We start from the raw sequence: 15,366 nt of genomic DNA, 5'->3' as shown, positions 1-15,366 counted from the left end.
AGAGGTCTAGCGCCGCAAGACAGTCTCCCATTCGTGGGAGACACTACGAATTGATAGTATTACCCTTACAATTGCCAGAATGAACTCAAAAAATCACGCTAGAGGTCTAGCGCCAAAAGATAGTCTCCTATTCGTGGGAGACATTACGCATCAATGGCACTACCCTGCCGATTGCCAAAGTAAATAAGCTCAAGAAATAACGCTAGAGGTCTAGCGCCGCAAGACAGTCTCCCATTCGTGGGAGACACTACGAATTGATGGTATTACCCTTACAATTGCCAGAATGAACGAACTCAAAAAGTCACGCTAGAGGTCTAGCGCCAAAAGATAGTCTCCCATTCGTGGGAGACACTACGAACTGATGGTATTGCCCTTACAATTGCCAGAATGGATGAGCTCAAAAATCACGCTAGAGGTCTAGCGTGAAGTATTTCAATAGATTTAAACAAACTAAACGTCTGGATTCTCGATCGATAATGCCAGTTCACCTGCAAACTCGCTTACCAGTTCTTCCACTATATTGATGTAATGCGGATAGCGGCAACAAAATAAAATAAGCTCCCTCTTTTCATCGATCACTGCACGTACATTGTTCATCCCATTGTCTACAGAAAATTGACTTTAATCCCATTCAAATTGAACAGCACAAGTAGCTTTGAATTTTGTTCTGGCTAGTTGATCTAACACTTCTCTGATATTCATTTGCTTAGTGATGACCAATGCCACTTTACAGTACTCCATACCCATCCTATTAACTGAAGAGTCCAAATTTGATACATACCAGACAAATTTTAGCCTATTAAGCTTACCTTCTCTCTACCACAAAGTGAGCTATTAAATCGCATAAATGTAGATTACTTTACATTTTTGTGCGCATAAAAATGACAAAAACCACTGTTTATTGCGCATAATAGTGTAACTAGGTATTGAAGACACATTTTTCGAAAGGGGGCTAGATGAAACGAGCATTACTTGACAACCTACTCGCGTGGAAGAATAAGAAGACTAGAAAGCCTTTACTTATTGATGGTGCTAGACAAACAGGGAAAACATTCTTATTGCAAAAATTGCTCGGCAAAACCTTTGAAAACGTTCTAAGAATTGACTTCTTAGAAAGCCCTGAGTTCATGGAGGCTTTCTCTGCATCTCTATCTCCAGATGACATTCTTACGAATATTGAGCTACTTACAGGAGAAGTCTTCAATCCTTCAACAGATCTTCTCATCCTTGATGAAATCGGCGAATGTCCAAGAGCCTTGATATCTCTTAAGTACTTTGCTGAAAAAGCCCCTGAGGCATATATTGCTGCGAGTAGTTCCAACATCGGCTTAATCACGTCTTTTCCTGTGGGCAAGGTTGAACTGTATAACTTAAGGCCCTTAACCTTTAAGGAGTTTGTCTGGGCATCTGGTGAAAGTGCTCTGCAAAAAGCTTTTGAAAAACAATTGAGTTCGCCTGCTGCACACACAAAACTGTTAGATCTTCTTACCGATTACCACTTCGTTGGCGGCATGCCTGAGGCCGTTAGGTCATGGTTCGAAAACTCTGAACTCAGTATTATTAAACGTCTCGAAACAGTATCAGAGGTACATAGAAACTTAATCGAAGGTTACATGCGTGACTTCGGAAAATACTGTGGCAAGATTGATTCGCAGTTAATAGAGTCTGTTTTTAAAAATGTTCCCGCTCAACTTTCCTCGGTGTATGACGACTCCGTCAAGCGTTTTAGGTTCAAGGGTGTCCATGAGCACAAATCACGGTATGCAGAGTATGAAAGTGCTATTTCCTGGCTTCATAAGTGCAAACTCATTTTAAAGAACCACCAAATCGATGGACAGCCAAGAGCTCCATTGTCAGCACATAAGAAAGAAAACATCATTAAGCTGTTCCTCTTCGATGTTGGACTACTTAACCATATGCTTGGCACTAGCTACCGTGAAATGAAGCTACAGAGCTATGATAACAAAGGCTATATCGCTGAGAATTATGTACAACAAGAGCTCGCAGCAATGGGATCTGAGCCCTGCTACTCTTGGAGAGATGCTCGAGCAGAAATTGAGTTTATAGTTTCTGATGATCTAGGTCGCATCATCCCCGTCGAGGTAAAAAGCGGAAAGCGTACCCGAGCGAAATCACTGCAATCCTATATTGAGAAGTGCAGCCCTCACAAAACCATTAAGCTGACGGGAACTCAAGGATCTCCAGCATCAGGAACAGAACACATTGTTATGCCTTTGTACTACACGGAATACTTGCTTGAGCACCTGAAGAGGGGCGATGAGTGAAGGCTGGAGGTATGAGTATGTGTGCTAACGCATGTTCCAGAGGTTGCCACTTACGTGTGTCACTGAAGTTCAAGCGATAAAAACTTCTCAGTTCGTAAATTGTGAACCGCACTTTACGAACCAGTATCAATGTTTCTTCATGGATCAGCCTACAATCATGAGGAAACATTTCTTTTTTTTGCTGCGGATAGCGGTAATGAAACTAACTCGACCTATTCAAACCGACAAGGTTTGGGCATAAGCTATATTAACAGTCCCTCTTCTGGAGCCTCCTCAAAACCCAACGCGCGATAACCTTTCTCTCTTTTCTTAAACATCCTCGACAACATTGGGATTTTCGAGTCGACGTAGTCGATAACTTTAACTTCATCTTTCCCTTCAAACTCACGCTGAATTCGCCCCACATACTGAATAAGCGAACCTTTCCAGGATACTGGCAGTGCCAATATCAGCGTATCTAATCTAGGTAAGTCGAAGCCTTCTCCGATAAAGCGCCCAGTAGCAACAAGTACTTCGGTGGTTGCTAGTTTTGCCATAACTTCCGCTTGCTGCTTTTTCTTCATAGCTCCAACAAGCATTTGGTGGTTAAGTCCAGTATCCTCTAACATCCTAGAAATGATATTGGCGTGCTCTCTTCGCTCTGTTAATACAATGGGAACTTTTCCTTTAGCAACTTCATTTTTGATGTCATCAACTATGACCTTGTTACGTTCAGAGTGCAGCATCAACCAGCGATATACATCGGAAATATGCGGTTTAGGCTCATCAGAAACCAAATTTAGAGGGACTTCAAATGATAAGACTTTCTTTTCCAATCGCTGAACTAACCGAGCTCCTTGATCGGACTTAATGCTATGCCTAACCTTACCCGCCTGCATAAAGATAATCGGTTGATGCCCGTCTCGTCGCTCTAAGGTAGCACTTATACCAACAATAAACTTGGCATGGGATTCAGATAAAACTCGTTCAAATTGAGGTGCGGATAAATGATGGCACTCATCGACGATTATTTGCCCATAACCCTGAACTAATTTATTAACGCTGTTGTCACTTCTATTGACCAAACTTTGATACGTCGCAATATCGATCTGCCCCGTGGGCTTCTTCTTGCTTCCAGTCCATACACCAACCTCAACACCCTGAGCAAAGACCTTTAATCTCTCTTCCCACTGCTCGACGAGTTGTTTATTGTGAACCAGCACTAAAGTATTAATCTTCCTTTGGCATATCAGGCCAATCGCGGTAATCGTTTTGCCGAACGCTGTCGGCGCATGAAGCACACCATTATCATACTGAAGAAGTTTATCGACAGCTTTAAGTTGTGCAGAACGCAGAGAACCTACAAATGTGATGGCCGCTAGTTGTTTCCCTTTGACCCTCTTATCTTCTAGCTGTAATGAAATACCATAAGAAGAACAGATATCCTCTAAATCATCCAAACACCCTCTAGGCAAACTCAAGTAGCCACTGTCTATCTCCGCTAGACAAATAAACCGAGCAATGCCATTTGTCGACAAGCGTAATCCCTGAGCTTTGAAGAACTTTGGATTTGAGAAAGATGCAATTTTCTTTAACTGAGCGATTAAAGGGTTCGGAAGACTAGACAGTGGGATATAGAGTCTATTAGCGATGACCACTTGCAACACTTCAGGACATCCCTCTAAAGCACTCCTTATTGATATAGAGCGCTCCCAAGGGGCTTGTTGAGCACTATCAACCGATGTTTGCTCTTGGTGTTCATAATAGTTCAAAAGCTCCTCAACTTTTACAGGTGGGACACGCTGTGTTGAAGCCAGAGCAACCCATTGATCAACAAAAGCTACAAATGACTGATCAACAAATGTCGAGTTTCCGCATGAACGTGATTGTTTTTGCAGTGGCAAAGCTATTAGATTACCGATGCCCCCTGCTGGCAGAACATCTTGGTTAGGGAAAAACCTATCATAAGACTCAAAAGATAGAGCGCCATGAATTTTCATCGCTTCATCTAAGAGGAAAAAGCCCATCTGACGAGCTAGCTTGGCTTTTATGGCTTGCTCGAAGAAAACCCATACGTGTGCACCATTCCCAGATCTTGAACGCTCTAGTAGACAATCAATTCCATTCTGTTGACATGCATCGACATAAGCTCTTGATGCTAATTGCCAATCGCTTTTGTCGAAATCAACAGCTAGCAACCAACATGTATTGTTTGGTTGCATTGGGTATAAGCCAATAACTTCCTGTCCTACTAGGTGACTGTAGATCGCTTCTTCATCTAGTGATTTGAACGCCTGATTGGGACACTCCAAACATTTAACTTTAGGCTTGTTACAGAGCCCTTGCTGCCACTCATTATGGCAAGCGACTGCATAACCACTCCTCCCTTTGTTATTCTGCCAACGATGAGCATAACAATGTTCATTCCCTTTAAAGTAACTCTTAAATAGAGCAATTTTCTGTTCTGGAGAATACTCCTTTGAGATACTCGCCACCAAACTAGGACTTTGAGATAGCAAAGATTGGCGGCGCTGTTCTAAATAGTTTAACTTTACCTTCAACTCTAAGATCTGCTGTTCAATCCTTTCAAGCTCATCCATATTTAATCCCAGCGGCAAGTCCGACAACACAAATCAGTACATGTTCATCCATAAGCATTATTGCTAACTGCCTAACATATTGACCAAGCTTTCTAGCTTATTATGATACCAACACCCCAACAATAGACAGCATAACGCAACATGACACTGCAACACGTTCCTTTTGGCTTGAGAATCGAAGACCACTCCTTTGTGGATGTCTCTGATGTAGCTCGCGGAAAGAAGTGTGGCTGTATTTGCCCATCTTGTCACACTCCACTCATAGCCCGACAGGGAGAAGAGAAGCAGTGGCACTTTGCCCATGCAACACGCAAAGTAGATAAAACTGATAAGGAGTGTGACTTTTCCTTCTTTGTTTCCGTCAGAATGATGGCAAGGCAAGTTATTGAAACTGGGATTCGGATTGATCTCCCAGAATTCACGTGCACTGTAGATCGCCAGGCTAAAGGAGCTCACTTCAAAGAAGAGTTTCTGGTAGCAAAGCAATCAACTATCGAACTAAATGACGTCCATAAGGAAGTTCCGTTTTCAAATTGCATTGTCGACATTGTTGGTAAGGTTAAGGATTTTTCTTTTGCCATCTATTTTACCCACCCAAATCGCCCACTCCCTACTGAGCTTGATGCCTCGAACAACCAACAAAGTGGCGTGCTAGAAATTAAACTCGATGATACACACCACTTATTCAAAGAAGATAGATCTGGAACTCGACAACTAGATAGGCTGAAGCACTTTCTACAAAATGACCTGCCATCTAAGAGTTGGGTATTTCATCCACGAAAAGCGTCAATGCAGAAAGCAGCATATCAACGTTTAAACTCGGCTATCGCTAGCTATCAACCCAAACCTCACTCTAGAACTAGTCATTCTAGTTCTAGAGGCCGTTCATCCTCTCTACACAACGACCCTTGGCTTACGCCAAGAAGCAAACCGATAGCTCCTCCGCCACCGATATCCAAAAGAACAGCAACATTCGAATGCATCATATGTAACTGCCAATGGCAAGCTTCACTGCCAGGGCAACCTACCTGCCCCAAATGTCATAGCCACTTGTATGCCAGTGAATTAGAAAGAAAGGACTGAGGCACCATAAGTCCATAAGTGCAGCCTCAGTAGCTTTCCATTTAAAATAGCCGATTGTTAATTTGCTTTGGCTGGGGGTATTTGAGTCAGTTTGCTCTCAAGCAATGACAAGGCTGTCTTCTTCTGTGTCATGAACTCATAAGTGATGTAATGTGCCTCAGCTACGTCTCCAAACGAGTGATTTTGAATATAATTCGTTATATCTCGCCTAATGTCGAGTTCAAGCATTATATTTTTGACTGAACGCCGAAGATCCCTGGGAGTAAACTTCTGAAAACCTGTAGTTATACAGAACTCCCTTAACTGTTTTGCTACGTAGCTTGGATCAACATGCCCCATACTATTAGATGCAGAAAAAAGTAGTGGGTTCTCACTCTCGTCAATAAAACGAAGGCTATCAACTTCATCGATCATCGACTGAACACTCTGTCCGATTGGTAGAACATTCGCTACCGAGGTCTTGGTACAACTCTCCTCTAGTACTAGTATGTCATCAGAGCCTATAAATGATGAGCGCTTGGAAAGAAGTAGCTCAAGTGGTCGCTGCCCACCAAGAAAAATCGACATCTTGAGCAATAAAAATATACGCTTGTCGAAGTACTTCTCATTATTTGGATCCATGAACCTTTGGATCTCATGAAGTGATAAACTTCTTCGTCCAGGCTTACTTTTGTTCTGTTTCTTGATTCGGCTTACTGGATTAACTTGAGTGAAGAACCTCAAGTTCTTTTGGTAATTAGCAGGGTCGTCATCAAAGTCAATGGCTAATTCAAACATCTTGTGAAGGATGCTTCTAATCTTGTCTGCCTGAACAGGAGCCGAAGGTGTGATTCTCCCGAGAAGAGCAAGTATGTCCTGTTTAGTGATTGTATTAACCCTACGTTCAGGTGCAATCTGGCCTTCAATATAATACTTAACATGCCGTTCATATCGGCTTAGACAACGCTTTCGCTGTTCTGGGTCTTTGTGTTTTGATGAAAGATGTTCAAAAAACACATTTAGAAGGTCAGCGAAAGTCCCATGCGCTTGTTGACGACGTCGCTCCTCTTCGGCTTTGCGCTTGTCATTCTCCATTTTTTCCTTTGGATCTATACCACTAGCCAAAAGAGCAGAAAGTTCCACTCGATGTTCTCGGGCAGTTTTAAGACTCATTCCCGAGACTGACCCCAGTTTTATGAACTTTGATTTTCCTCCGACTATATACCTGAAGTAATAGAGCTTATTCCCTGATGGAGTAATCTTTACTCCCAGAACACCCGAGCCTCTCTCCCCATTTTTATCCCAAATATAGTATGCATTGCTTTTCTTCGGTTTTACGCCATTGATCTTTGTCTGTGTAAGTGTCGTTCCCATAAAGTACTACCTAAATTAATTATGGGTATTGTGCAGAAATGAAGACTTTGACCATAGATTCATTAAATACAACGAACCATATTGACAAGTAACTTTACCAATTTTGCAGTGAATATTGGGTCAAGTAACGGGTCAAGTTAGCGTGAAGTACTATGAAATGCAGAGAAACTAAAAAACACGACAAGATCCAATAAGCCTTTGAATTTAAAAGTATATTGAAAGGCCGTTATAATCTAAAAAATCTCCCTAAAAGCTAATTTCCACCTCTCCTAAAGGGCAGTCGCGCGCCACCCTTTCAAAACATCAACACCACAATATTTGCCGACTTGCGCCCCCTTTTTATTTTCCTTTTTCAGCAAGAAGGTATTGGTCAATACCAAGACACAGAATTTAAGAGCAGGCACGATTATGTTAGATCAAGCAATGAAGCAGCAGCTAAAAGCATACCTAGAAAACCTAAAAACCAATGTTCAGTTAGTGCTTAGCCTGGATGGCAGCGACACCGCGAACAAACTTCAAGATCTGGCAAATGACATCTCGTCTTTAACCGATAAAATTGAAGTGACTCGCGATGACAGCGCAAGCACTCGCAGCCCTATCATGCAGGTCGTGAACCAAGAGAAAGGCACCGCGATCGGTTTTGCCGGTTTGCCAATGGGTCACGAATTTACGTCACTGGTTCTAGCACTGCTTCATAGTGGTGGTCACCCTATCAAGCTTGAAGCGGACGTAATCGAGCAAATTAAAGAACTCGATCAAGAGCTTAATGTAGAGATTTTTATCTCGCTCTCATGCCAAAACTGTCCAGAAGTGGTTCAAGCCTTCAATATGATGTCGGCGATTAATCCTCTGGTTAAGACAACGATGATCGACGGCGCGGCATTCCAAGAAGAAGTGAAGTCTCGCGACATCATGGCGGTACCAAGCGTGTTTATTAACGGTGAGCTATTTGGTCAAGGCCGTATGTCATTGGCAGAAATCCTTAACAAAGTTGACTCAGGCGCAGCAGAAAAGAAAGCGGCAAACCTAAATCAACAAGCACCATTTGATGTATTAGTTGTCGGTGGTGGCCCTGCTGGTTCTTCAGCAGCAATTTATGCAGCACGTAAAGGTATACGTACTGGCGTGGTTGCAGACCGATTCGGTGGCCAAGTCATGGATACAATGGCGATTGAGAACTTTATCTCAGTGAAAGCAACAACGGGTCCTAAGCTAGTGGCTAGCCTAGAAGAGCACGTAAAAGAGTACGGTGTTGAAGTAATGACTGAGCAGCGCGCTGCCAACATCATTGCTGCAGAAGACACGGAAGATGGCTACATCCACGTTGAGCTAGAGAGCGGCGCAACACTGCAAGCTCGCACTGTCATCACAAGTACGGGTGCACGCTGGCGTGAAATGAACGTTCCAGGCGAGCAAGAGTACCGCAACAAAGGCGTTGCTTACTGCCCACACTGTGACGGCCCACTGTTCAAAGGTAAGAAAACAGCGGTTATCGGTGGCGGTAACTCAGGTATTGAAGCCGCTATTGACCTAGCAGGTATCGTGGAACACGTAACCGTACTTGAATTTGCAGACACGCTACGCGCTGACCAAGTACTTATCGACAAAGCGAACGCAACGCCAAACATCGAAATCATTAAGATGGCTCAAACGACACAAGTGTTGGGTGATGGCAACCGCGTAACCGGTCTGGAATACAAAGACCGCAACACCGATGAGCTGAAACAGATTGAACTCGCGGGTATCTTTGTTCAAATCGGCCTAATGCCAAACAGCGAATGGTTGAAGGGAACGAAGGTAGAACTATCACCACGCGGTGAGATTGAGATTAACGCTCATGGTGCAACATCAATGAAAGGTGTATTTGCAGCGGGTGACGTAACAACCGTACCTTACAAACAGATCATCATTGCGATGGGTGAAGGTGCTAAAGCAAGTTTAGGTGCATTTGACCACCTAATCCGTAACTCAGCTCCGGTTAAAGAGACTGAAACCGCTTAATCTTTACACTTAAAAGCTTCTAGGCTTAAAAGCTTTTAACTCAAGTTCCTTAAATATTTGTTAACTTAATTCTTTACTGTTAACGACTTAGTCGACATTTAGACACCACTCCTATGGATTTAGGAGTGGTTTTTTCTTTGTGATTTATGCCGGTTGATAAAGCATAAAGGCCACCACCATTGCTAAGCTTCCACCCAAGCAGCGGTTCACAAACATCATCTGTTTTGGTGATTGCAGCAACTTTTTAAGCATAGTGCCGCAATAAGCCCACACCAACATGCACGGTACACCCGTGATCACCATGCCAGCAATAATGGTCACCACTTGAATCAGATAGTCTGCGTTCGGAGTGATGAACTGAGAAAACACAGTTAACGAAGCAATCCAACCTTTAGGGTTTAACACCTGCACCAGCACACCAGACATGAAACCTGAACGATTGTCGGTAGTGCTTTCTTCGATTTGCATGTTCGCAATCGACCACGCCATGAACAGCAAATAAGCCGCACCCGCGTATTTCAAAATGTTGTATAGCTCTGGATAAAGGGTAAATAGGCTCACCAAACCAACACTAGAACCCGCCAGTACGATGATGATGCCAACAGCGTTTCCAGAGATAAAAGGTAAAGTCGCAGCAAACCCATAACGACTTGAAATCCCAAGTAATGCGATATTGCCTGCCCCAGGGGTAATTGCAATTGATGTTGAAAATAGCAAGAACGCCAGCATTAATTGAGAGCTCATTTCCTCTCACTCCTAATAAGTAAAGTATTTATAGGGAGAGAGTTTACAGATTCGACTAGGAATTAAATTGCTATATAGGCTAATATTAAGCCAAATTTGAGCAAGACTTTTCCAAAATAGCTATGAAACAGAAAGAATCCACCAAAGAAGTGTTAGATGACACAGATATCGCCATCTTAGGACATATCCAACAAGACGGGCGCATGAGTAACAGTAAACTCGCCGAGAAGGTAAACCTCAGCGAAACCCCATGCTGGCGCCGTTGGAAACGCATGGAAGAGACGGGTTATATCGATGGTTACGCAGCGAAGCTAAACCGCAAAAAGCTGGGTTTTCATGTAGCAGGCTTTACTCTTGTGACCTTGGGTAACCACGAAGTTGAAAACACAGAACCGTTCGAAGAGTTTGTCGCCGTTACCGATTGGATTCCGATGTGTCACTGCATTGCTGGCGGTGCCGACTATATGGTGCAAGTGTTAGCAAAAGATTTGGAAGAGTACTTTGAGCGTATTAGCTCAATAAGACGAGTAAAAGGCGTGAGTGCGATTCAATCCAACATCTCAGTGAAAGAACTAAAAAACAGCTATCAGCTTCCTCTTGAGGACTAGTTCACTTCTCCTGACTGCCCTGTTCTTTCAGCAAAACAAAAGCCCAGCTCCCTAGATTTCTAAAACTTAGGGGCTGGGCTTTGTTTATTTAGGTTCTAGGAAATGAGCATACGTTAATTCCCCACACCACCGGTTTTCTCAGCCGGAGATTCTGGTGTGACTGGCGGCCACTCTTCGAAGGTTGCTAAGTGTTGCTGAATAGCGGCTTGAGCAGGGCCAAATGCCCACATTTTCTGTCCCATCCATTTCAAGTACATTCCAGACTCTTCAGCTGCTCGCTCGTAAGGATCACGACGCAGGTTGAACAATAGTGGTGCGTTAAGTTCTTCTTTCGGGCCACTCCAACCGTGATTCTGAACCACGAAGTGTGCCTTCCAATCTCCTACTCGAACGGCTTGTAGCTTATCTCGCTCGTAATAGTAAATCTCTTTACGGTTCGACTCGCCTTTTTCCGTCAACATATCGACTTGGTTGTAACCATCGAGATGCGCTTTAAAGCCATCGTGACCTTTCAGCATTTTCTCTTTCAGGTCTGTTGGACCACCCGCCGCTGCAATCAGTGTTGGCAACCAATCCATACCATCAAAGATGCCATTACCGACACTGCCAGCTGGGATTTTGCCCGGCCAACTCACCAATGCAGGAGCACGAACACCACCTTCCCATGTTGTGCCTTTTTCGCCATGGAATGGTGTCATACCGCCATCTGGCCATGTCATGATTTCTGGGCCATTATCGGCCGTGAAAATGATGATGGTGTTATCTGCAATGCCGAGCTCTTCCATTTTGGAAAGCATCTCACCAACGTGATCATCGAGATCTTTCATGACCACTTCTTGCAGTCCCCAGCCGTTCTGGCCAAGCATGGCTTCATACTCTTCAGAAAGGTGCGTCCAAACGTGACCACGTGATGGACAGTACCAAGTGAAGAACGGTTTATCCGCTTCAACCGCCCTTTCGATGAAGTTGATCGCGTGTTTATTGACTTCGTCATCCAGTGTACGCATACGTTCTATCGACAATGCACCATCGTCTTCAATGGTTTGACCGCCCTTGCCGTCCGATTTCGCGTAAATCACGTTACGAGGTGCGAAGGCATCTAACGAGCCATCTTTTGGCCAATCAGGGTCTTCGGTGTATTCCATTGCATTCAGGTGATACAACCAGCCCCAATACTCATCAAAACCATGCATAGTTGGTAAAAATTCGTCTCGGTCACCTAAGTGGTTTTTACCAAATTGCCCCGTCACATAGCCCATGCTCTTGAGCATTTCTGGAAGCGTTGGGGTATCCGCACTCAAACCCACAGGCCCACCAGGTAAGCCAACGGAGTGCATGCCTGTTCGTACTGGTAACTGCCCAGTTAAGAAGGCTGAACGACCCGCGGTACACGAAGGTTGAGCGTAGTAATCGGTGAGTAACATGCCCTTCTCGGCAATGCTGTCGATATTTGGTGTTTCACTGCTCATCACGCCATTGTGATAGGCACTTAGGTTTGAGATCCCCACATCATCAGTGAAGATAACAAAGATATTTGGCTGCTCTTGAGCTGACCATGCTGATAGCGAAAAGCTACTCAACACACTCAGAATAAGAAGATGGAAAATCCTTTTCATAGAATGTCCTTATACTGTTTCAGATTGCTCTTTATGAATCATTTTTAAACCAACTAAACCAAAGCCCAACTCCAATATTAGATAAACAAAAAGTAGCCAGTGAGGCATACCATCCACAACCAAACTGATGACTCGACCAGCAGCCAAGCCCAACATGAATACCACCAAACTATAGAGCGCTGGCAGTCGATACTTTTTGAACAGTGCGCCAAACACCCAAAACAACGCCAGAGCCAAATAAAGCCCCATCACTGCACGAAAGATATGAGTCACATTGATGGGGCTAGCATCGATCCCAAAAAGGTAATCAAGAGAGACAACTGGCGCATAGCCATAAGACAACGCAATAGGTGTTAGTCCCACAACAGCAACTAACAAGAAAATACTTTGTGGCTTCATACCCTTACTCTCAAAGTTTGGCTCTTTAAAAAAAACATAGTCTACAATCAGAGATATACAAGTTGCATATAAGCAAAGTAAATCAAAGATCCACTCATTCATTAAGGCGCAATTTCACATCGAATATAGGGATATCAATATGGCTAAATGGCGTTACCTACTCGCATCAGCATTGGCTGCCAGTTCAACCGTAAATGCTCAGGAAGCAAACGAACAAGCGGATACAAAAAAGTGGCAACATAGCTTCGAAATTTACGCGCTCGCACTCAATATTCGTGGAGATAGCACCATTGGTAATTTGTCAGCAGATGTTGATGTTGATCCTTCATTCATCATGGATCATCTTGATATGACCGTAATGGTGCGTTTAGAGGGTGTCTATGACAATCAATGGGGCTATTACATTGACTACAGCTTCATGAAACTAAGCGGAAAAACAAACTCGGTATTAGGATCCAACGCAGAGTTATTAAGAGGCAACCTTGATATCCGACAAGGTGTTTTAGATGTGAAGGGTTTTAAGCGCTACCAATACGATTTTGGCACGATTGATTATCTGTTTGGGCTTCGTTGGTGGGATAACGACATTGATACCAAGCTTTACGGTTCAGGTGGTAGGTTAAGTGTCGACCGATCACTTGATGAAGAATGGGTTGACTACCAAGTAGGTGTGAGATGGATTACGCAGATCAATAAGGATTGGAAGTTTCACGCAACCATGGATGCAGGGCTTGGTAGCGACACCGACTTTACCTCTTCCCTATTAACTGGCGTACGATACCAGATAAACAGTTGGTCTGACTTAAATATTGCCTATAAATCGACCTGGGTTGATTACGAAAACAAAGGAACCTTTGAATACGATACCGCATCGCAAGGATTCCTGATTGGTTGGGCTGCTCATTTTTAATGATGAGTCAAAAAATTGAGAATTGAGGTAAGCCTGATTCATGACTTACCTCTCAAACGAAATCTACCTTTCAAGAAAAGCTGCTGGTGACTTAACTATTGATTCACAGAACCTGGCACAACACACTCTTTCTTCATGATAGTTAAGCCTGCTTCGAGAGTTTCTGTCCAAGCTTGTTCGACGCTTTCATCATAGTGAGGGTCGTATTTTTTAACCGTATTGAGTAACGAATTGAACCACTCGTTGAGCTCAGTTTCGGAAATATCCAGCCCTAAGTCTTTATGCCTTTTACCCAATTTCTTTACTGAGTTACGCACGCTCGGCAGACCAGCAGAGTTGTAGATAAGAATGATCGAGGCTTTAAGCATCTTGGTTTGTTGCTCTAACCCTATCTTTTCGAAACGCTCTGAAAACCTTGGATTATGCTCGCAAAAATCCGCCAAAAACGTTTCGAGAAATTCTTGGTCGATCCGGCAGCGCTCAAAGCTTTCATAAAACAGTTCGTTCGATGTCATTTAGCTGAACCTTTGCAAAATTTTGAGTATTCAGAAAGCTAATAAGTTCAGAGCCGCGACTTCGCCAACTCCGAACCATCAACATGATCTAAGTATACGCCACTGTGGCATAAAATAAACGGTGGCATAACGTAAACTATGGCATAAAGTGAGTTGCACAGATCTTGTTTCCATCAGGATCTCGCAAATAAGCCATGTACAAGCGACGCTCGTCAGAACCTCTCGCTCCGGGGCCGTTTTCAATACTGGTACCGCCATTTTCGACGCCAACCCGATGCCACTCATCTACAACTTCAGGAGAAGACGCCAGAAAACCCACCGTCATGCCGTTGCCGTGCGTTGCAGGCAGGCCATCAATCGGCTTCGTTAAGCCCAACACGCCCGTTTGGCTAACGTAAACACAGCGCCCTTTGGGATCAACTGAGCCTTCGTTATAACCAAGTACTTTCATGATGGGGTCATAAAAACACTTCGCGCGTTCAATATCTTCGGTACCGAGAAAAACATGGCTGAACATAACTAACCTCTTCTTTTATTGAAAGAACCACCTAAACTAGACCCTTAATTCCGCTTTGTCTAGACGAGATACCCCTACCCCTGCCACCACTGCTCTATCAAGTGATAACACATATAGAATTGAGTTCGATGTTCAGACGAAATGGAGGCTAATCAACAATACGCTGAGCACCCTGCCCTTGGTCATGAAGAATATCTTCTGGGTTTAATAAATGGCACTTTTGCATACTCAAACAACCACAGCCAATACAACCTGTTAGATTCTCTTGTAGCGAACGTATTTGTGCCATCTTGCTATCGAGTTGCCCTTGCCACTTCTTCGCTACTCGCTCCCAATCTCGCTTGGTTGCTGTGTGGTTCATCGGCAGCGTCGATAACTCTTCCGTGATCTCTTCAAGAGTAAAGCCTATCGACTGCGCAACTTGAATAAGAGCAATTCGACGCAACATCGCTGACTGATAACGGCGTTGGTTTCCATTCGTTCGAATAGAGGCAATTAACCCTTTAGTCTCATAGAAACGCAGTGCAGAAGGAGCAACACCACTGCGCTCCGAGAGTTGACCAATCGTTAAATACACGATGTTTTTCATGCTCTATCACTTTCCCTGTTCATGTTATTTAGCTATTCAAGTCCACAGAGCAGTATAGCTAAAGTTAATCTTAAGTTTAAGTTGAGGTTCTTGAGTTAGCTTTGAGTTTTCATATAACAACAGCAGGGCTTAAAACGCAAAAACAGCCATCAAGGAAGGGTGTTTGA

At 43.7% G+C, this 15,366-nt stretch carries 14 protein-coding genes; 5 read left to right on the top strand and 9 right to left on the bottom strand.

Annotated features, from left to right (window positions below):
• Window positions 1-450 precede the first annotated feature (450 nt).
• The gene (locus tag ACED45_RS18580; protein WP_371714703.1) at window positions 451-597 is read right to left on the bottom strand and encodes a hypothetical protein; all 147 of its coding nucleotides are present in this window, start codon (window positions 595-597) and stop codon (window positions 451-453) included.
• Between the two features lie 359 nt (window positions 598-956).
• Here ACED45_RS18580 and ACED45_RS18575 point away from each other — a divergent pair, with 359 nt between their 5' ends.
• Window positions 957-2,285: an ATP-binding protein gene (locus ACED45_RS18575; protein WP_371714702.1), complete on the top strand. Its 1,329-nt coding sequence runs from the start codon at window positions 957-959 to the stop codon at window positions 2,283-2,285.
• A 242-nt stretch (window positions 2,286-2,527) separates the two neighbouring features.
• Here the strand turns inward: ACED45_RS18575 and ACED45_RS18570 are convergent, their stop codons facing one another.
• Window positions 2,528-4,864 carry a TOTE conflict system archaeo-eukaryotic primase domain-containing protein gene (locus tag ACED45_RS18570; RefSeq protein WP_371714701.1) on the bottom strand — a complete coding sequence of 779 codons (2,337 nt, stop codon included), beginning with the start codon at window positions 4,862-4,864 and terminating at the stop codon, window positions 2,528-2,530.
• 141 nt (window positions 4,865-5,005) lie between these two features.
• On the opposite strand from ACED45_RS18570, the gene ACED45_RS18565 reads away from it, so the two are divergent.
• On the top strand, window positions 5,006-5,947 hold the full coding sequence (locus ACED45_RS18565) for a competence protein CoiA family protein (RefSeq protein WP_371714700.1): 942 nt from the start codon (window positions 5,006-5,008) through the stop codon (window positions 5,945-5,947).
• Between the two features lie 57 nt (window positions 5,948-6,004).
• Here ACED45_RS18565 and ACED45_RS18560 read toward each other — a convergent pair whose 3' ends face one another.
• Window positions 6,005-7,300 carry a tyrosine-type recombinase/integrase gene (locus ACED45_RS18560; RefSeq protein ID WP_371714699.1) on the bottom strand — a complete coding sequence of 432 codons (1,296 nt, stop codon included), beginning with the start codon at window positions 7,298-7,300 and terminating at the stop codon, window positions 6,005-6,007.
• 408 nt (window positions 7,301-7,708) lie between these two features.
• Here ACED45_RS18560 and ahpF point away from each other — a divergent pair, with 408 nt between their 5' ends.
• Complete coding sequence (gene ahpF / locus ACED45_RS18555) at window positions 7,709-9,301, top strand: alkyl hydroperoxide reductase subunit F (protein ID WP_371714698.1); 1,593 nt, start codon at window positions 7,709-7,711, stop codon at window positions 9,299-9,301.
• 144 nt (window positions 9,302-9,445) lie between these two features.
• Here the strand turns inward: ahpF and ACED45_RS18550 are convergent, their stop codons facing one another.
• Entirely contained in the window at window positions 9,446-10,045 is a 600-nt protein-coding gene (locus ACED45_RS18550) for a LysE family translocator (RefSeq protein ID WP_016798109.1), read from the bottom strand.
• A 122-nt stretch (window positions 10,046-10,167) separates the two neighbouring features.
• On the opposite strand from ACED45_RS18550, the gene ACED45_RS18545 reads away from it, so the two are divergent.
• Window positions 10,168-10,653, top strand: coding sequence for an Lrp/AsnC family transcriptional regulator (locus ACED45_RS18545; protein ID WP_019825927.1), 486 nt, complete (start codon window positions 10,168-10,170; stop codon window positions 10,651-10,653).
• A 113-nt stretch (window positions 10,654-10,766) separates the two neighbouring features.
• On the opposite strand, the gene ACED45_RS18540 is transcribed toward ACED45_RS18545, so the two are convergent.
• Window positions 10,767-12,269, bottom strand: a complete 1,503-nt coding sequence (locus tag ACED45_RS18540) for an arylsulfatase (RefSeq protein ID WP_371714697.1) — start codon at window positions 12,267-12,269, stop codon at window positions 10,767-10,769.
• 9 nt (window positions 12,270-12,278) lie between these two features.
• Window positions 12,279-12,668, bottom strand: a complete 390-nt coding sequence (locus tag ACED45_RS18535; RefSeq protein ID WP_371714696.1) for a DUF4345 domain-containing protein — start codon at window positions 12,666-12,668, stop codon at window positions 12,279-12,281.
• A gap of 139 nt (window positions 12,669-12,807) precedes the next feature.
• Between ACED45_RS18535 and ACED45_RS18530 the strand changes: the two genes are divergently transcribed.
• Window positions 12,808-13,578, top strand: a complete 771-nt coding sequence (locus ACED45_RS18530; RefSeq protein ID WP_371714695.1) for a DUF481 domain-containing protein — start codon at window positions 12,808-12,810, stop codon at window positions 13,576-13,578.
• A 95-nt stretch (window positions 13,579-13,673) separates the two neighbouring features.
• Here ACED45_RS18530 and ACED45_RS18525 read toward each other — a convergent pair whose 3' ends face one another.
• The 3 genes from ACED45_RS18525 to soxR form a co-directional block, all read right to left on the bottom strand.
• Complete coding sequence (locus ACED45_RS18525) at window positions 13,674-14,093, bottom strand: globin (RefSeq protein ID WP_048658228.1); 420 nt, start codon at window positions 14,091-14,093, stop codon at window positions 13,674-13,676.
• A 136-nt stretch (window positions 14,094-14,229) separates the two neighbouring features.
• Window positions 14,230-14,610, bottom strand: a complete 381-nt coding sequence (locus tag ACED45_RS18520; RefSeq protein ID WP_102432870.1) for a VOC family protein — start codon at window positions 14,608-14,610, stop codon at window positions 14,230-14,232.
• 148 nt (window positions 14,611-14,758) lie between these two features.
• Window positions 14,759-15,199 carry a redox-sensitive transcriptional activator SoxR gene (soxR, locus tag ACED45_RS18515; protein ID WP_055320106.1) on the bottom strand — a complete coding sequence of 147 codons (441 nt, stop codon included), beginning with the start codon at window positions 15,197-15,199 and terminating at the stop codon, window positions 14,759-14,761.
• Between the last annotated feature and the right edge of the window lie 167 nt (window positions 15,200-15,366).

This window comes from Vibrio crassostreae (assembly GCF_041439375.1).
Classification (GTDB): domain Bacteria; phylum Pseudomonadota; class Gammaproteobacteria; order Enterobacterales; family Vibrionaceae; genus Vibrio; species Vibrio crassostreae_D.
The sequence above is the reverse complement of the archived record's forward strand: the minus strand, read 5'-3'. Positions and strand labels throughout refer to the sequence as shown.